Annotated in this window: 15 protein-coding genes; 7 read left to right on the top strand and 8 right to left on the bottom strand. The window is 72.5% G+C overall.

Annotated features, from left to right (window positions below; translation table 11 throughout):
• Positions 1-9: 9 nt before the first annotated feature.
• From ADK64_RS03565 to ADK64_RS03550, 4 genes are all read right to left on the bottom strand, one after another.
• Positions 10-1,422, bottom strand: coding sequence for a CitMHS family transporter (locus ADK64_RS03565; RefSeq protein WP_053654680.1), 1,413 nt, complete (start codon positions 1,420-1,422; stop codon positions 10-12).
• A gap of 124 nt (positions 1,423-1,546) precedes the next feature.
• Complete coding sequence (locus ADK64_RS03560; protein ID WP_053654679.1) at positions 1,547-3,778, bottom strand: molybdopterin oxidoreductase family protein; 2,232 nt, start codon at positions 3,776-3,778, stop codon at positions 1,547-1,549.
• Positions 3,779-3,931: 153 nt separating this feature from the next.
• A complete protein-coding gene (locus ADK64_RS03555; RefSeq protein ID WP_053654678.1) occupies positions 3,932-4,549 on the bottom strand; it encodes a TetR/AcrR family transcriptional regulator in 618 nt (205 codons plus the stop codon).
• Between the two features lie 64 nt (positions 4,550-4,613).
• A complete protein-coding gene (locus ADK64_RS03550; RefSeq protein WP_078992472.1) occupies positions 4,614-5,225 on the bottom strand; it encodes a hypothetical protein in 612 nt (203 codons plus the stop codon).
• 183 nt (positions 5,226-5,408) lie between these two features.
• On the opposite strand from ADK64_RS03550, the gene hmgA reads away from it, so the two are divergent.
• From hmgA to ADK64_RS03535, 3 genes are read left to right on the top strand one after another with little or no spacing between them, the layout of a single operon-like run.
• Positions 5,409-6,755: a homogentisate 1,2-dioxygenase gene (gene hmgA / locus ADK64_RS03545; RefSeq protein ID WP_053654677.1), complete on the top strand. Its 1,347-nt coding sequence runs from the start codon at positions 5,409-5,411 to the stop codon at positions 6,753-6,755.
• Between the two features lie 45 nt (positions 6,756-6,800).
• Positions 6,801-7,550 carry a GntR family transcriptional regulator gene (locus ADK64_RS03540; protein WP_053654676.1) on the top strand — a complete coding sequence of 250 codons (750 nt, stop codon included), beginning with the start codon at positions 6,801-6,803 and terminating at the stop codon, positions 7,548-7,550.
• Positions 7,551-7,575: 25 nt separating this feature from the next.
• Positions 7,576-8,730, top strand: coding sequence for a type ISP restriction/modification enzyme (locus tag ADK64_RS03535; RefSeq protein ID WP_053654675.1), 1,155 nt, complete (start codon positions 7,576-7,578; stop codon positions 8,728-8,730).
• Between the two features lie 379 nt (positions 8,731-9,109).
• On the opposite strand, the gene ADK64_RS03530 is transcribed toward ADK64_RS03535, so the two are convergent.
• Positions 9,110-9,820 (bottom strand): TetR/AcrR family transcriptional regulator, encoded by a 711-nt coding sequence (locus ADK64_RS03530; RefSeq protein WP_053654674.1) that lies wholly within the window; start codon positions 9,818-9,820, stop codon positions 9,110-9,112.
• 63 nt (positions 9,821-9,883) lie between these two features.
• On the opposite strand from ADK64_RS03530, the gene ADK64_RS03525 reads away from it, so the two are divergent.
• From ADK64_RS03525 to ADK64_RS03515, 3 genes are all read left to right on the top strand, one after another.
• Positions 9,884-10,840, top strand: a complete 957-nt coding sequence (locus ADK64_RS03525) for an ATP-binding cassette domain-containing protein (protein ID WP_053654673.1) — start codon at positions 9,884-9,886, stop codon at positions 10,838-10,840.
• The gene (locus ADK64_RS03520) at positions 10,837-11,619 is read left to right on the top strand and encodes an ABC transporter permease (RefSeq protein WP_053654672.1); all 783 of its coding nucleotides are present in this window, start codon (positions 10,837-10,839) and stop codon (positions 11,617-11,619) included. Before ADK64_RS03525 ends, ADK64_RS03520 begins: the two co-directional genes overlap by 4 nt.
• Before the next feature lie 71 nt (positions 11,620-11,690).
• Entirely contained in the window at positions 11,691-12,887 is a 1,197-nt protein-coding gene (locus ADK64_RS03515; RefSeq protein WP_053654671.1) for a CaiB/BaiF CoA transferase family protein, read from the top strand.
• A gap of 75 nt (positions 12,888-12,962) precedes the next feature.
• On the opposite strand, the gene ADK64_RS03510 is transcribed toward ADK64_RS03515, so the two are convergent.
• The 3 genes from ADK64_RS03510 to ADK64_RS03500 form a co-directional block, all read right to left on the bottom strand.
• Complete coding sequence (locus ADK64_RS03510) at positions 12,963-13,244, bottom strand: hypothetical protein (RefSeq protein ID WP_053654670.1); 282 nt, start codon at positions 13,242-13,244, stop codon at positions 12,963-12,965.
• 126 nt (positions 13,245-13,370) lie between these two features.
• Positions 13,371-14,207 carry an anti-sigma factor gene (locus ADK64_RS03505; protein ID WP_053654669.1) on the bottom strand — a complete coding sequence of 279 codons (837 nt, stop codon included), beginning with the start codon at positions 14,205-14,207 and terminating at the stop codon, positions 13,371-13,373.
• Positions 14,204-14,746 carry a sigma-70 family RNA polymerase sigma factor gene (locus ADK64_RS03500; protein WP_053654668.1) on the bottom strand — a complete coding sequence of 181 codons (543 nt, stop codon included), beginning with the start codon at positions 14,744-14,746 and terminating at the stop codon, positions 14,204-14,206. Before ADK64_RS03500 ends, ADK64_RS03505 begins: the two co-directional genes overlap by 4 nt.
• A gap of 210 nt (positions 14,747-14,956) precedes the next feature.
• Here ADK64_RS03500 and ADK64_RS03495 point away from each other — a divergent pair, with 210 nt between their 5' ends.
• Complete coding sequence (locus tag ADK64_RS03495) at positions 14,957-16,492, top strand: DUF4331 domain-containing protein (protein ID WP_053654667.1); 1,536 nt, start codon at positions 14,957-14,959, stop codon at positions 16,490-16,492.
• Positions 16,493-16,551 lie beyond the last annotated feature (59 nt).

Here is a 16,551-nt window from a genome sequence, read left to right as displayed (position 1 = left end):
GACGCGGACTCAGATGATGCCGAAGACGATGCCGGCCCCGAGCACCACCAGGGATGTCAGGGCCGCCCACTTGACCACGAACCGGGTGTGGTCGCCGAACTCCACCTTGGCCATGCCGACCAGGACGTAGACGGCCGGGACGAGCGGGCTGGACATGTGCAGGGGCTGGCCGATGATCGAGGCGCGGGCGATCTCCAGGGAGGAGACGCCGTGCGCGTGGCCGGCCTCGGCGAGCACCGGCAGGATGCCGAAGTAGAAGCCGTCGTTGGACATGAAGTACGTGAGCGGGATGCTCAGCACGCCGGTGACGAAGGCCATGTGCGGGCCCATGCCGTCGGGGATGTTGTCCACCAGCCAGGACGCCATGTGGTCGACCATGCCGGTGCCCTGGAGGACGCCGGTGAAGACGGCGGCGGCGAAGACCATGCCGGAGACGTTGAGGACGTTCTCGGCGTGGGCGGCGATCCGGGCCTTCTGGTCCGGCATGTGCGGGAAGTTGACGGTCAGGGCGAGGGCCGCGCCGAGCAGGAAGAGCACCGGGATCGGCAGCCACTCCATGATCATGGCGGTGAGCAGGGCGACGGTGAGCAGCGCGTTGAACCAGTACAGCTTGGGGCGCAGGGTGGGGCGGTGCGGGTCGAGCCCCTGGAAGGTGTCGTCCGCGTCCGCCGGCTCCTCGGGCAGCCCGGCACCGGACGCACCCGAACCACCGCCGGCCGTGGACTTCTCGGCCTCCGCGCCGGAGCCGGAGCCGGAGCCGGAGCCGACGAGGACGGTCTCCTCCACCAGCACCTCGTCCAGCGTGAGCACACCGAGCCGCTTCCGCTCGCGCCGGCCGAGCACGTAGGCGAGGACGAGGACGAACAGCAGGCCCACGGCCAGGGCCGGGATCATCGGCACGAAGATGTCGCTCGCGTCGACCTTCAGCGCGGTGGCGGCGCGGGCGGTCGGGCCGCCCCACGGGAGCGTGTTCATCACGCCGTTGGCCATGGCGGCCACACCGGTCATCACGACCATCGACATCTTCAGGCGCTTGTACAGCGGGTACATCGCCGAGACGGTGATCATGAAGGTGGTGGAGCCGTCGCCGTCCAGGGAGACGATCGCGGCGAGGACCGCCGTACCGACGACGATGCGCAGCGGGTCGGCCTTGCAGAACCTCAGGATGCTCCGCACGATCGGGTCGAAGAGGCCTACGTCGATCATCACGCCGAAGTAGACGATCGCGAACATGAGCATCGCCGCCGTGGGCGCGAGGCTGGTGACGCCGTCGATGACGTAGTCGCCCAGCTTGGCGCCCTTGCCCACGAACACACAGAAGAGCGCGGGGATCAGCACGAGCGCCGCGATCGGCGACATCTTCTTCAACATGATCAGGACCAGAAAGGTCGCGATCATGGCGAAGCCGAGGATGGTCAGCATGAATGGATACCTAACGTTCGCCCTTGAACATCCCACCTGGGGGTCGGCGGTGCGTTGACGTTAGGTCCCGTCGTCTGGCGTTAACAAGATGTTGACGTGCGAGCAATAAGCGCGAAAGTCCAGGTCACAGGCTTGCACTGAGCTCCACGGGTACGCCGTTGAGGACGGCGTTGCCCGAGAGCGGGTCGAGCAGGCTGCCGTCGAGGAGCTGGTTGACGTTGACGCCCGGGCTGGCGGCGGCGTGGCCGAGGCGGGTGCCGGGGCGGTCGTGGCCCCAGCCGTGCGGCAGGCTCACCACCCCGGGCCGGACCCCGTCGGTGACCTCGGCGGCGACCACCACCTCTCCCCCGGCGCCCTTGACCCGTACGTCCGCCCCGTCCCGGACGCCGAGCCGGTCCGCGTCCGCGGGGTGGATGTGCAGGGTGCAGCGGTTGGACCCGCCGGTGAGGGCGGGGACGTTGTGCATCCAGCTGTTGTTGGAGCGCAGATGGCGGCGGCCGACGAGGACGAGCCCCGCGGGCCGGTCGTGCAGTGCCTGCCGCAGCCGGGGCAGATCGCCGGCGATCGGGTCGGGCAGCAGCTCGATCCTGCCGCTGCGGGTCTTGAGGGGCTGCGGCAGGCGGGGGTGCAGCGGGCCGAGGTCGATGCCGTGCGGGTGGGCGAGCAGCCGGGCGAGGGTCAGCCCGTCGGGCCGGGCGCCGAAGCCGTCGCCGTAGGGGCCGAGGCGCAGCATCATGTCCAGCCGCCGCTCGGGGCCGCCCGCGCCGGTGAGCCGCCCGGCGAGGTCGCGCGGGTCGCGACCGTACACCGGGGAGTGGGCTTCCTGGACGGCCTTGCCGAGGGTCTGCTCGATGACCATGGTGTCGACGCCGGCCGGGTCGGCGCCGTGCAGGCCGGTGGCCGCGAGGATCAGCCGGGCGAGGATCTCGCTCTCGGCCATGCGGCCGGGCTCCAGCGGGACGGCCGGACGGCTGTAGCGGACCTGGTTGCGGACGGCGAGGGTGTTGAAGGCGAAGTCGTGGTGCGGGCTCTGGGACGGCGGGGGCGGGGGCAGCACGACATGGGCGTGACGCGAGGTCTCGTTGAGGTACGGGTCGACGCTGACCATGAAGTCCAGGGAGTCCAGGGCCCTGTCGAGGCGGTCGCCGTCGGGCGCGGACAGCACCGGGTTGGCGGCCACGGCGATCAGCGCGCGCACCGGTTCGCCCCGATCGGTGGCGGTGTCGATCTCCTCGGCGAGCGCAGAGAGCGGCAACTCGCCTTTCGCTTCGGGCAGTTGGCGGACCCGGGAGTGCCAGCGACCGAGGGCGAAGCCGTGCCCGGGGCCCGCCGGGCGGGGGGTCTTGTCGGTGGCGGCCTGCGGGAAGAGGGCGCCGCCGGGCCGGTCCAGGTTGCCGGTGAGGATGTTGAGCACGTCGACCAGCCAGCTGGCCAGGGTGCCGTGCGGGACGGTGCAACTGCCGATGCGGGCGTACACGGCGGCGGTGCGAGCGCCGGCCAGTTCGCGCGCGAGGGCGCGGACGAGGTCGGGCCCGACGTCGCAGGCCCCGGCCACGGCTTCGGGGGTGAAATCGCTCATCTCCTCCCGGAGTTCGTCGACCCCCTGGACGTGCGGGGCGAGGCGGTCGAGGTCGACCAGGTACTCCTCGAAGAGGGTGTGCGCCATCGCGGCGAGCAGCAGGGCGTCGGTGCCGGGCCGGATCGCCACGTGCCGGTCGGCCAGTTTCGCGGTGCGGGTGCGGCGCGGGTCCACGACGGTGAGCCGGCCGCCGCGGGCCCTGAGCGCCTTGAGCCGGCCGGGGAAGTCGGGGGCGGTGCACAGACTGCCGTTGGACTCCAGCGGGTTGGCGCCGATGAGGAGCAGGTGGTCGGTGTGGTCCAGGTCCGGTACCGGGATGGCGTTCGCGTCGCCGAAGAGCAGCCCGCTGGAGACGTGCTTGGGCATCTGGTCGACCGTGGAGGCGGTGAAGAGGCTGCGGGTGCGCAGGGCGGCGAGCAGGACCGGTGGGTAGAGGGCGCCCGCCACGGTGTGCACGTTGGGGTTGCCGAGGACCAGGCCGACCGAGTCGGGGCCGTAGCGCTCCACGACCGGGCGCAGTCCGCCGGCGACCGCGCCGAAGGCCTCCTCCCAACTCGCCTCGCGCAGGCGCCCGTTCTCCCGGACGAGCGGGACGCGCAGCCGGTCGGGGTCGCCGTCGACGGCGCCGAAGGAGGCGCCCTTGGGGCAGATGAACCCCTTGCTGAAGACGTCCTCGCCATCGCCGCGGGCGCCGGTGACCCGGGTGCCCTCGATGGTGAGGGTCAGCCCGCAGGTGGCCTCGCACAGAGGGCAGATTCGCAGGGCGGTGCGGGGCACGGGTCCTCCCGGAGGTCGACGGCGGCGCCGGTCGAGCACCGGCGGGCCCGCCGGCTCGACGCGAGGATACCGACCAGTAGGCATGGACGGGAGCCCTGTCGCGCCACTGTTCGCAGACCGTTCGGCCGGAGAGGGGAGCCGCCGAGGGGCCGTTCAGTCGAGCACGCGCCCCAGATACGCCCGCAACAGCTCGCGCGTCTCGGCGATGATCGCCTCGTCCCCCTCGGGGTCCGTGCGGAAGGCCAGTTGGACGAGGGTGTCCGCGCTCTCCACGGCGACGAGGAAGATCCGGCGCAGGTCCTCGTCCGGGCCGTGCCCGACATAGCCGGAGAGCAGTCGGACGAGCCGGTCGGCGACCCGGGTGTTGGGCTCGGCCTGGCGGGCGCCGACCGGTATCTGGTTGCCGAAGTCGACCAGCGAGAAGCCGGGCGCGGTGCGCTTCATGGCGAGGTACTCGTCCAGGACGGCGTCCATCGCGGCTCGCCAGTCCCCCTCGGCCACCCGCTTCAGCCGCTCGCCGACGCGCTCGGTGTACCGCTCCAGGTTGCGCTGGGCGAGGGCGTCGGCCATCTGCCGCTTGTTGCCGAAGAAGCGGTAGACGGAGCCGATGGGCACACCGGCGCGCAGGGCGACCGCGCGGGTGCTCAGGGCGTCGTAACCCTCCTCGTCGAGGAGTTCGGCGCAGGCGTCGAGGATCCTGGTCAGCCGTTCGGCACTGCGCCGTTGGACCGGCGCGCGGCGGAGCGATGTCGCGTGGGGCACGGGCTTCATGATGCCTCTCCGCCGGGGCCAGGTGAACCTCGCCCTCCCGTACGCAGGCCAGTGGCCGATGCACTCATCGCACCGGGGAGCCGCCCATGGTGGGCATGGCCCCCACCCCGGGGGAGCGCGTGGTGCGGGCCTCCGGAGAGTGTGTGGAGGTCTGGGTGGGGGTCGGTGCGGGCTCCGTGTCCGACACCGTGATGTCGGCGGTGCTCTGCACCGGCTTGCCGTGGACGGCCCACACGGTGCCGTCGTCGGCGTACAGGCGCGCGGTGACGTGGTGGGTGCCGCGCGGGACGAGACGACCGGGCAGGTGGTAGTCGCTGGAGCGCAGCCGGGCGGACTCGTGGCCGTCGACGAAGAGGTAGGCGAGACCGCGCCCGATGACCGCCGCCCGTCCCGCGCCCGGCGCGGAGCCGCGGAAGTGGCGGAAGGTCAGGCGTACGTCCCAGCCGCCGTGGGCGTCCGGTATCACCTCGACGTCGACCTCGGGCGCGTCCTTCTTGTCGACCTCGCGCAGATGCCGGCCGCTCTCGTCGGTGTCGTCCAGGACCTTGCCGACCGGCGAGGGCGACGGCGCGCCCCCGTGGGCGTGACCGGTCGTACAGCCCGCCGCTCCGAGCGGCGGCAGGACGCACACCGCGAGCACGGCGAGAGTTCTGCGGGTCCACGGCGTCCAGGGCATGCCCGCGAGACTAGAACAACCTTCCGGTCTGCCGAATCCGCCTGAAGTCTGGTTCTGGCCGGCGTGTGTGGTCCCCCGGACGGAGTAGGCGGGCCCCTCTTGCGCCCGCCCTCACGTATTCCTACGGTGATACATAGGAATCGGAGCGCATCAGGCGCGCACCGGGAGCGCAAGGGAGCGATCATGAGCGACGGGGGTACCTCCCGCGTGAGCGAATTCGAGCGCGGGGAAGCACGGAAGACCGCCGCGGGACTGTCGTATCTGACCGGGTTCGGCAACGAACACGCCTCGGAGGCGGTGCCGGGCGCCCTGCCCGAGGGCCGCAACTCGCCGCAGCGCGCACCGCTCGGCCTGTACGCGGAACAGCTGAGCGGCTCGGCGTTCACCGAGCCCCGGGGGCACAACCGCCGCTCCTGGCTGTACCGGATCCGCCCCTCGGCCGCGCACCCGGCGTTCACCCGCGCCGACAACGGCGCGATCCGTACGGCCCCCTTCACCGAGTCCGTGCCCGACCCCAACCGGCTGCGCTGGAACCCGCTGCCCGAGCCGCCCTCCGGCACCGACTTCCTCGCCGGCCTGTGGACGCTCGGCGGCAACGGCGACGCGACCCAGCGCACCGGCATGGCCGTGCACCTCTACCACGCCAACTCCTCGATGGAGCGGGTCTTCTCCGACGCGGACGGGGAGCTGCTGCTCGTGCCGGAGCGCGGCGAACTGCTGCTGCACACGGAGTTCGGCCGGCTTCATGTGGAGCCGGCACAGGTGGCGTTGATCCCGCGTGGGGTGCGCTTCCGGGTGGAGCTGCTGGAGGAGTCCGCCCGGGGTTATGTGTGCGAGAACTACGGGGCGCCGTTCCGGCTGCCCGACCTCGGGCCGATCGGCGCCAACGGGCTCGCCAACGCCCGCGACTTCCGCGCGCCGGTCGCCGCCTACGAGGACGTGTCCGGGCCGGTGGAGGTGGTGAACAAGTTCTGCGGCAACCTCTGGACGGCCGGCTACGACCACTCCCCCCTCGATGTGGTCGCCTGGCACGGCAACCATGTGCCGTACGTCTACGATCTGCGCCGTTTCAACGTGATCGGCAGCATCTCCTACGACCACCCGGACCCGTCCATCTTCACGGTCCTGACCGCCCCGTCGGACACCCCGGGCCTGGCCGGTGTCGACTTCGTCGTCTTCGCGCCGCGCTGGCTGGTCGGTGAGGACACGTTCCGGCCGCCGTACTTCCACCGCAACGTGATGAGCGAGTACATGGGCCTGATCGAGGGCGCCTACGACGCGAAGGCGGAGGGCTTCGTGCCGGGCGGCGGCTCGCTGCACAACATGATGTCGGCGCACGGCCCGGACCGGGAGACCTTCGACCGGGCGAGCGCGGCCGAGCTGAAGCCGCAGAGGATCGACGACGGGCTGGCGTTCATGTTCGAGACCCGCTGGCCGGTCACCCTCACCCCGCACGCGGCAGGCGCGGACCACCTCCAGCAGCGCTACGACGACGTGTGGCGGGGCCTGGAGCCCCACTTCCGCGCGTGACACCTCTGTTGCGTCTGATGTTCATCGACAGGTACGGATAGCCATGTGACCTCCTTCGCCCCGGACTCGATCGTCCTGAACCGCAAGCTGCCGCTCTGGTACCAGGTGTCGCAGTCGCTGCGCGCCTCGATACTCGGCCGCTCGCCCGAGGATCCGCTGCGGCTGCCCACCGAGGAGCGGCTGGCGGAGCACTACGGGGTGAGCGTGCTGACCATGCGGCAGGCACTGAAGGAGTTGGAGGACGAGGGCCTGATCAGCCGGCACCGGCGGCGCGGCACGTTCATCGAGCCCGACGCCCGGCGCGCGACCCCGGTGCGGCTGCTGGGCTCGGTGGACGCGATCGTGGCCCAGCAGTCCGGTATGACGACCGAACTGCTGGACCACGGCAGCGTGCCGGTGCCGCCCGGTCTCACCGAGTACTTCCCGGACGTCGCGGAGGTGGCGACGTACCACCGGCTGCGCAGCGACGAGAAGACCGGCGAGCCGACGAACCACGCCGTCAACCACATCCGACCCGAACTGGCCGCGCGCATCGACCTGGAGGACCTGATCCGCTGGCCGATGACGAAGGTGCTGCGGGACGTGGTCGGGGCGGACATCAGCCGCATCACGGACACGGTGGAGGCCCGGCTCGCCGACCCGGAGACCGCCCGTCTCCTCCAAGTACCGCTGCTCAGCCCGATCCTGCACTACACAGGCGTGACCTACGACACGGACGGCCGGGTGCTGGACGTGGCGGTGATCCACTACCGGGGGGACCGGTTCTCGTTCACCGTCACTCTGGAGGCGACCTGATCCCGGGCCTCGGTCAGGCCGTACGATGCCCTGCGTGACGCACGACGACGCTCCGCTGCTGGCGGACCTCATGCCGTGGTCCGTCGCACCGCTGCGGCCGGGCCGCGCCTGGCCGACGGCACCTGATCCGGCTTCCCTGAAGGCCCGCTGGGACGCGTTGCTGAAGGCCGAAGGCCCGGACCGGGAGGCCCTGTTCGAGCCGACGCGGGCCCGCACACCGGACTCCGCGGTGGGCCAGCTGCCGGGCCAGCCGACCGGCACGGAGCGGCTGGCCCGTGCCGGGGGCCCGTGCGCGGAGCCGGTACGGGTGCTGGCTGCCCCCTTCGACGAACAGTGGCTGATCCCGGACCACCGGCTGATCGACACGGCCCGCCCGGAGCTGTGGCGGGTGGCGGACTCGCACCAGGTGTTCACGGCGGAGACGACCGACGCCGACACCCCCCTGCTGGCCACATCGCTCCTGCCCACCTTCCGCACGCCCCGCATCCGCCCCCTCTACCGCCGTCCGGGCGGCAGGGAACCGAACCTGGCCCCGGGCCTGCTGGACCACCTGGCGGACCGCCTCGGCACCCGCCCCACGGCACCGGACACGCTGGCCTGGATCCTCACGGCGATCCGCCCGGACCTCACCGTCCCGCTCACCGGCGACACCGACGCCTGGGACCGGGGCGTGGAGTCGGGCCACCGCATGCTGTGGCTGATGCGCCGCGAGGGCGAACGCCCCAAGCTGCCCGGCGGCCGCCGCCCCTACGTCCGCGCGCCCCTGCCGAGCCGCCCGCTGAGCCTCCGCTACGACCCCGAGGAGGAGACCCTCCAGCTGGACGAGGGCCGCGTCTCCCCCGTCCCCCAGGAGGCCTGGGACTACGAGGTGGCCGGAGTCCGGGTGCTGGAATCCTGGTTCGCGACCCGTACGGACCCGGCCGCTCCCGGAACCCTCGCGGCGATCCGCCCGGCGACCTGGCCACAGCCCTGGACCTCGGAGCTGCTGGAGCTGATCACGGTCCTGGCCCTGCTGGCCGAACTGCGCCCGCTGCGCGCCGAGTCGACGATCCCGTCCCCGATCAGCGCGACCGACCTGCGCCGGGCCGGCGTCCTCCCGCCCCCCGCCACATCCCGCCGCCCCGCCTCGGTCCTGGACCACCACGAGGAGGGCCCGGAAGGCCAGTTCGCCCTGATCTAGCGGCTCCGCGGGGCTGCCCAGAGCCGGGGACGTCCTCGACGTCCCCGGCCCGGCGAGGCCGCGCGGGGCCCCGGACGGGCATCATGCGCTTGATCCCGATCCGGGCGAGAGGGCTGACGATCGGCGCCTCGATGCCTGCGATGCGGCCGGGCGCCGCGCCCCGGTCCACGAACGGGCAGCCACTGTCCAGCGCCTCCCTGACGAAGTCCTGCCGGAGACCGGGAGGCGGCCCGGGCACGGGCGTGTGACCGAGCCGGGTCAGCAGCTCGGCAAGGCTGACGCCGGGTGCGCCCATGATCGGTCTGCACACCGACGCCCCAGGGGCCCGGGGAACTGCGCGGCCGGCCACGACGAGGCCGCACCCGCCGAACCACCCGAGCTAGCGGGGCGCATAGGCGTCCAGCACCCTTCCGAGCGCCCGCTCGAAAACCTCCTCCAGATCCACCGGCCCCGGATCCTCCGCGAACGCGCGCGCCATCCTCGGATACGCGCCGGAGGCGATCCGACGGCCCAGGTAGGCGCCGCGCACCGCGTTCTCCTCGGTCTCCGACCACGGCAGCGCCCGCACCCGCTCGGCGGTGTCGAGCTCGTTGCGGACGTACGTCGTCACGATGCCGTTCACCATGGCGATGAGTTCCAGCTTCGTGCCGTACCGCGCCTCCAGCGGATCCAGGCAGGCCAGGCAGTGCTCCAGATAGCGCAGGGCGTGCGGGCTGAAGCCGTAGGCCGGGGACATCAGGCGCGGCAGCCACGGGTGCCGGTGCATCAGCGCCCGGGTCTCGCGCGCCACCCGGAGCAGATCCGCCCGCCAGTCGGCGCTCGGCTCCCACGGGACGTGCTCGGCGCTCACCGCGTCCACCATCAGCTCGTACAGGTCCTCCTTGCGGGGAACGTAGTTGTAGAGCGACATGGTGCCGCACCCCAGCTCGGCCGCGACGTGCCGCATCGACACCGCGTCGAGCCCCTGCGCGTCGGCGATCCGGACGGCGGCGGCCGCGATGTCGTCCCGCGTGTACGCCGGTTTCGGCCCCCGCCCGGTGCGCTCGGGGCGCGCCCAGATCACCTCGGGAACGGCCCCTCGGTCTGCCATCGGTCATCACCTCGGCCACCATCCTAGTTACGTACAGCGTACGTAGTGCGCTATGGTGGCACCATGACAACTACGTACGCTGTACTTAGTGAGGGGTTGGAGAAGCGCTTCGGTTCCGTCCACGCCCTGCGCGGGCTGGATCTGGCGGTGGTACAGGGCACCGTCTGCGGGCTGCTCGGGCCGAACGGCGCCGGAAAGACGACCGCGGTACGGCTGCTGACCACGCTGCTGCGGCCGGACGCCGGATCCGCGCGGGTCGCGGGGCACGACCTGGTGCGGGAGGCCGCCGCCGTGCGGAGCCGGATCGGGGTCACCGGGCAGTACGCCTCGGTGGACGGCGACCTGACCGGCCGGGAGAACCTGCGGCTGTTCGCCCGGCTGCACCGGGTGCGCGGGCCGGCCGCCCGGGCCGAGGAACTACTGGAGCGCTTCGGGCTCACCGGGGCGGCGGGACGCCGGGCCTCGACCTACTCGGGCGGCATGCGGCGCCGGCTCGACCTCGCGGCGAGCCTCATCCGGCGCCCCGACGTCCTCTTCCTCGACGAGCCGACCACCGGCCTCGACCCGGCCAGCCGCAACCTGATCCGGCACGCCGTGCGCGATCTGCGGGCGGACGGTACGACGGTGCTGCTGACCACGCAGTACCTGGAGGAGGCCGACCAACTCGCCGACGACATCGCCCTGGTGGACCGGGGACAGGTCGCGCACCGCGGCTCGCCCGCCGAACTCAAGGCGCTGATCGGGTCGTACGCGGAGGCCGTCGTCGCGGACGGCGCCGCGCTTCAGCGGGCGGCGGCCGTGCTCGATCAACTCACCGGCGGCGAGCCGGTGTTCCACCGCGAGCGCAACGCGGTCGGCGCCGTCACCACCGACCCGACCCTCACCCTGCCGCGTCTGGTGCGTGAACTCGACGCGGCTGGCGTGCCGTTGATCGACGCGTGTCTGCGCCCGCCCACTCTCGACGACGTCTTCCTGCGGCTCACCGGCGAGGCCGCCGACCGCAAGGAGCCTGCCGCATGAGCGCGTTGGCGCACGACGGCCTGGCGATGACGGGCCGGCAGCTGCGCCGGGTCCGCAACAGCCCCGGCCTGGCGATCCTGACCCAGATGATGCCGATCAACATGCTGCTGTTCTTCGGCTACGTCTTCGGCAGCGCGCTGGCGATGCCCGGCCGCGAGTACCGCTCCTTCCTGGTCCCCGGATTGCTGGTGGCGACCGCGGCCGGCGGGCTGATGACGGGCATGCTGCAGGCCGCCGCGGACACGCACCGGGGGGTGATGGACCGGTTCCGGACGATGCCGGTGAGCCGGGCCGCCGTGCCGCTCGGGCAGGCCGTGGCGGACCTGGTGGTCACGACCGTCGGCACGGTGCCGCTGCTGCTGGTGGGGCTCGCGGTGGGATGGCGGATCGAGGGGTCGGCTGCGGCGGCCCTCGGGGCCGTGGGGCTGCTGCTCTTCTTCCGGTTCGCCTGCACCTGCGCCGGGATCCACCTGGGCCTGCTCACCCGCAGCGAGGACGCGGCTGGACAGCTCGGTGCCTCCTCCTTCGTGCTGCCGCTGATGTCGAACGCCTACATCCCGACGGGCAACCTGCCCGGCTGGCTGCGCGCGCTCGCCGAGTGGAACCCCATCAGCGCGGTGACGACCGCCCTGCGGGACCTGTTCGGCAACGCGCCGGTACCCCACGGTGCCGCCTGGCCGGTGGCCCACCCGGTCGCCGGGTCGCTCGCCTGGTGCCTGGCGCTGACCGCGGTGTTCCTGCCGCTGGCCGTGCGCCGGTACGCACGCGGGCAGCGGTGACCGGGTCACCTGGGCCAGGAGCGGTGACCGGGTACTGACAGACCTGCCGGTCACGGGCCATGATCCAGCCCATGGACCAGCAACCCCTGCCCCTGGAGGGCATCACCGTCGTCGCCGTCGAACAGGCCGTGTCCGCACCTTTCGCGACCCGGCAGCTCGCCGACCTGGGCGCCCGGGTCATCAAGGTGGAGCGGGTCGACGGCGGCGATTTCGCGCGCGGCTACGACTCGGCGGCCCGCGGTCTCGCCTCGCACTTCGTGTGGTGCAACCGCGGCAAGGAGTCCCTCGCGCTGGACCTGAAGGACCCGCGCGCCCTGGCCGTCGTACGCCGGCTGATCGCGGACGCGGACGTGTTCGTGCAGAACCTCGCGCACGGGGCGGCGGCCCGGCTCGGCCTCGACGCGGCCACGCTGTGCGCCGCGCATCCGCGGCTGATCGCCGTGGACATCTCGGGCTACGGCGGCTCGGGGCCGTACGCGGACAAGCGGGCGTACGACATGCTCGTGCAGTGCGAGGCGGGGCTCGTGTCGGTGACCGGGACGCCGGAGCAGCCGGTGAAGGCGGGCATCCCGGCAGCGGACATCGCGGCGGCCATGTACACGTTCTCGGGCGTGCTGGCGGCTCTCGTACGGCGCGGTACGACCGGGCGGGGCGGGCCGGTGGAGGTGTCCATGCTGGAGGCCCTCGCCGAGTGGCTGGGCCATCCCCTGCACCACGCGATGCACGGAGGCGAACCCCCGGCGCGCACCGGGCTCGCGCACGCCGTGATCGCACCGTACGACGCCTACCCGACGGCCGACGGCAGTCGGGTGTTGCTGTCCGTGCAGAACGACCGGGAGTGGCGGCGGCTGGCCGAACAGGTCATGGGCCACCCCGAATTGGGGATGGATCCGGCGTATGCGACGAATGCGTCACGGGTCGCGAACCGGGAGGAGACGGACGAACTGGTGGCGCGGGCACTCGGTGTCCTGGACGCCGAGGAGGCGCTGGCCCGGCTGGAGAAGGCGGGTATCGCCTGCGCCCGGCTGCGGGACCTGCACGAGCTGGCGGCACATCCGCAGCTGGCGGCCCGGGGCCGGTGGCGTCAGGTGGGGTCGCCGGTCGGGCCGCTGAAGGCGCTGCTGCCCCCCATCACACTGCCGGGCGGGGACGAGGCGCGGATGGGTGACGTGCCCGCGCTCGGGCAGCACACCGGGGCGCTGCTGCGTGCCGTGGGGATGACGGACGGCGAGATCGCAGCGATGCGCCGGGACGGTGTGGTGGCCTGAGCACGGGCACCCCGGAAGGGCTCCAGGGGGCCGCCTGCTCGGTCAGCGGCGGCTCACTGTCCGCCCGCTGTCGACTCAGTGGCCGCGTCCGTGCCCGCCGAACAGCGAGCGACGCAGCCGGCGCAGCGGTGCGAACAGGGAGACGCGGCTGACCCGCTTGCCCCGGTCGCTGCGCGGGTGCGCGGTGTCACGCGACGTCAGCTCGAGCATCAGCGAGGTCGCCTCAGCCGCCTTCTGCTGCGGTATGGCGGGTCCCGCCAGCACCGACAGATGGCGGTCGAGGCGCGAACTGGTCGCGCTGCTTCCGCAGGTGATCGCAGGGACCCTGGCCCTGCTGCGCACTGTTATCTGCTCCATGTCACTCCCCACCCGTACGAGTCCACCCGGCCCGGGCAGGCTAACCCTATCGCCCCAAGACGGCACGCGTGTATCGCGTCCGCAGGATTCACCTTCTCTGCAAGGCGGTTGACCATCCTTCTTTGACTACTCTCCGAATCCGACCGATTTCAGGGTGAGTTGGACAATGGGCTGGCTGGTGGGCTGCGCTGAGCCGCCATCAGGCTCGACGGTTACGGCGAGTGACGTCGAGGAGGTGTCGAGCCCCTGGGCGACCAGGGGCGTGTCGCCTGCGAAGAGCCCGAGGGAGCGCGGTTGTGCGCGGGGGCGCATCAGCCAGAGCTGGTGGACACGCCCGCCGGGCGGGGTGCCGTATCCGCTGAGGGTGACGACGGCCTCCCGCTCCGATGCGGAAGCGATCACTCCGATACTGCGTCCCCGCACGTCCGCGCTGTTCGTGGCGCGGGCGTCGGGAGCGGCCAGAACGTGGGCGATCTCACGTGTCCGGACCTGTGCGGCGTCGAACCGGTCCTGCGTGCGGTGCGCCTGGACCGCGAAGAGGGAGGCGACGACGAGGGCCGCCGCCGCGGTGGCCGTGGCGAGCGGCGCGAACAGGGGGCGCGGCCGGGGGGCACGGGTGCGTCCCGGCGGGGGCTGGGCGCCCCAGACGTGCGGCGGCAGCTGCGGCGCGCGCTCCCGTGACGTGCGCCCGGGGGCCGCGTGCTCCGGGGCCGGCTCCTGCGGGGTCGCGCGTACGGCGGCCAGTACCCGGTCGCGCAGCGCGGCCGGTGCGGGCGCCGCCGTGGACCAGGCGAGGCGCACCGCGTCCTCGGCCAGCGCCCGGGTCTCGGCGGCACAGCGGTCGCAGTCCCGCAGGTGTTTCTCGAACCGGCGCCGCTCGCCGGGTTCGAGGGCGTCTAGCGCGTAGGGCGCGGCGAGGGAGTGCGGGTCCCCACGGCGCAGCAGCCTGCCGAGGATGCTCATGCGGCGCCTCCCAGGCACTGGCGCAGCCGGGTGAGTCCGTCGCGCATCCGCGTCTTGACCGTGCCGAGCGGCAGCGAGAGCCGTTCGGCCACCTCACGGTAGGTGTAGCCGTCGTAGTAGGCGAGCGTCACGGACTGGCGCTGCAGGGCCGTGAGCCGGTCCAGGCAGCGGCGTACCCATTCGCGCTCCAGCCCCGCCTCGACCTCCTCGGCGACCTGGTCGAACGCGGTCTCCCCGGCCCGCAGCGCCTCGCGCTGCTCGCGTTCGCCGGCCGCGCGTGCACTGCGCACCCGGTCGACGGCGCGGCGGTGGGCGAGGGTCAGGATCCAGGAGAGCGCGCTGCCCCGGCCGGGGTCGAACCGGGCGGCCGAGCGCCACGTCTCCAGCATCACCTCCTGGGCCACCTCCTCGGACTGGGCGGGGTCGCGCACCACCCGCCGCACGAGTCCGTACACCGGACCCGACACCAGGGCGTACAGATCCTCGAACGCCCGGTGGTCGCCGCCCGCGACGAGCACCAGCAGTTCGTCGGCCCGCACACCGGCCCCCTCTCCGCGGCCGCAGCCGGCCCTTCCCCGCGTTCCCCGCATCCGCACGAACGCCCACCTCCCGCCGGTGATACGGATCCGCGGGCCGAAAACGCGGGTCGCACGGCACCCGAAACTTTTTCTCCGGCGGGCCAATCCGATCGCCGGTCCGGTTCCGAATGAGCGTCCGTCAACGGCAGGTCGGCACTGAGGACGGACGGCATGACACCTCTCTTCTCCAGGAGCGGCACGGGACGCACGGGCCTGGCCACGCTCCTGTGCGGCGCGCTGGCGGCCGGCGGGCTCGCCGCCGCCGGCGTCGCCGCGCTGGCACCCGGGGCGGCCTCCGCCTCCTCGCACCGGGAGGCCCCGCTGATCTCGGGGACCCCGCAGTACGACAACACCGACCTGTACGCGTTCGTCAGCCCGGACAGGCCCGACACGACGACGATCGTGGCGGACTGGATCCCGTTCGAGGAACCGGCGGGCGGACCGAACTTCTACACGTTCGCCGACGACGCGCAGTACGACATCCACATCGACAACAACGGTGACGCACAAGGAGAGTCGGTCTTCCGCTACACCTTCCGGACCCATACGAAGAACGGCGGCACGTTCCTCTACAACACCGGTCCCGTCACCAGCCTGGACGACCCCGACCTCAACATCACGCAGACCTACGACGTCGATCTGCTCCGGCTCAGTCACGACCGGGTGGTGTCGCGGACCAAGCTCGCGGACGACGTGCCGGTGGCCCCGTCGAACGTCGGCAGGGCGTCCATGCCCGACTACGGCAAGCTGCGCGCGCAGGCCGTCCGCAGGACAGCGGGCGGCGCCGCGACCTTCGCCGGGCAGGCGGACGACCCGTTCTTCGCCGACCTGCGCGTCTTCGACCTGCTGTACGGCGGCAATCTCAGCGAGGTCGGCCGCGACACCCTCCAGGGCTACAACGTCAACACCATCGCCCTCCAGGTGCCGAGCGACCTGATCCGCGAGTCGGCGGGCCAGCCGGTGGTCGGCCTCTGGTCCACGACCCAGCGCCGCAACGCGCAGGGCTCCTGGACGCAGGTCTCGCGCCTGGGCAACCCGCTGGTCAACGAGGTCGTCAATCCGCAGAAGGACAAGGACCGGTTCAACGCCTCCCAGCCCGCGTACGACGCCCGGTTCCTGAAGAACGTCACCGAACCCGAGCTGCCGAAGCTCATCGAGTCGATCTACAGGATCAAGGCGCCGAGCGAGCCGCGCAACGACCTGGTCGACGTGTTCCTGAAGGGCGTCAAGGGTCTCAACCAGCCGCCGGGCGTGCGCCCTTCGGAGGAGCTGCGCCTGAACACGTCCATCAGGCCGAGCACGCATCCCAAGCGGCTCGGCGTCCTGGACGGCGACAACGCCGGCTTCCCCAACGGACGCCGCCTCGGCGACGACGTGGTGGACGCGGCCCTTCAGGTGATGGAGGGCGAACTGGTCGGCGCCAAGAACGACTTGGGCGACGCGGTCGACAAGAACGACCGGGCCTTCGAGGCGTACTTCCCCTACGTCGCCGAGCCCACCTCCGGCTCACGCGGCCCGCTCGCCCAGGGCACGACCGCCGGCACGGACGTGCGCAGCCGGCTCGGCGACGCCCTGCGCCCGGCCGGGTCCGCCGGCTCCGGCGACACCGTCCTCATCGCCGCCTCGGCGGCCTCGGGCGCGGCCGGGATCCTGCTGCTCGGCACCGCCTTCGCCTGGTGGCGCCGGCGTCTGCAGCGCCCGTACTGACCTCCGCCCCACCCCCAGACCGGCGCGGCCCGTATCCCCTTCCCCCACGACGGGCCGCG

Origin of the sequence: Streptomyces sp. MMG1121 (genome assembly GCF_001280015.1) — a bacterium.
GTDB lineage: Bacteria > Actinomycetota > Actinomycetes > Streptomycetales > Streptomycetaceae > Streptomyces.
The sequence above is the reverse complement of the archived record's forward strand: the minus strand, read 5'-3'. Positions and strand labels throughout refer to the sequence as shown.

Excerpts from the sequence above, each read along its gene's own strand:
- ADK64_RS03565 (WP_053654680.1), bottom strand. The coding sequence starts at position 1,422 with ATGCTGACCATCCTCGGCTTCGCCATGATCGCGACCTTTCTGGTCCTG.
- ADK64_RS03555 (WP_053654678.1), bottom strand. The coding sequence starts at position 4,549 with ATGAAGCCCGTGCCCCACGCGACATCGCTCCGCCGCGCGCCGGTCCAA.
- ADK64_RS03550 (WP_078992472.1), bottom strand. The coding sequence starts at position 5,225 with ATGCCCTGGACGCCGTGGACCCGCAGAACTCTCGCCGTGCTCGCGGTG.
- hmgA (WP_053654677.1), top strand. The coding sequence starts at position 5,409 with ATGAGCGACGGGGGTACCTCCCGCGTGAGCGAATTCGAGCGCGGGGAA.
- ADK64_RS03535 (WP_053654675.1), top strand. The coding sequence starts at position 7,576 with ATGCCCTGCGTGACGCACGACGACGCTCCGCTGCTGGCGGACCTCATG.
- ADK64_RS03530 (WP_053654674.1), bottom strand. The coding sequence starts at position 9,820 with ATGGCAGACCGAGGGGCCGTTCCCGAGGTGATCTGGGCGCGCCCCGAG.
- ADK64_RS03525 (WP_053654673.1), top strand. The coding sequence starts at position 9,884 with ATGACAACTACGTACGCTGTACTTAGTGAGGGGTTGGAGAAGCGCTTC.
- ADK64_RS03520 (WP_053654672.1), top strand. The coding sequence starts at position 10,837 with ATGAGCGCGTTGGCGCACGACGGCCTGGCGATGACGGGCCGGCAGCTG.
- ADK64_RS03515 (WP_053654671.1), top strand. The coding sequence starts at position 11,691 with ATGGACCAGCAACCCCTGCCCCTGGAGGGCATCACCGTCGTCGCCGTC.
- ADK64_RS03510 (WP_053654670.1), bottom strand. The coding sequence starts at position 13,244 with ATGGAGCAGATAACAGTGCGCAGCAGGGCCAGGGTCCCTGCGATCACC.
- ADK64_RS03505 (WP_053654669.1), bottom strand. The coding sequence starts at position 14,207 with ATGAGCATCCTCGGCAGGCTGCTGCGCCGTGGGGACCCGCACTCCCTC.
- ADK64_RS03495 (WP_053654667.1), top strand. The coding sequence starts at position 14,957 with ATGACACCTCTCTTCTCCAGGAGCGGCACGGGACGCACGGGCCTGGCC.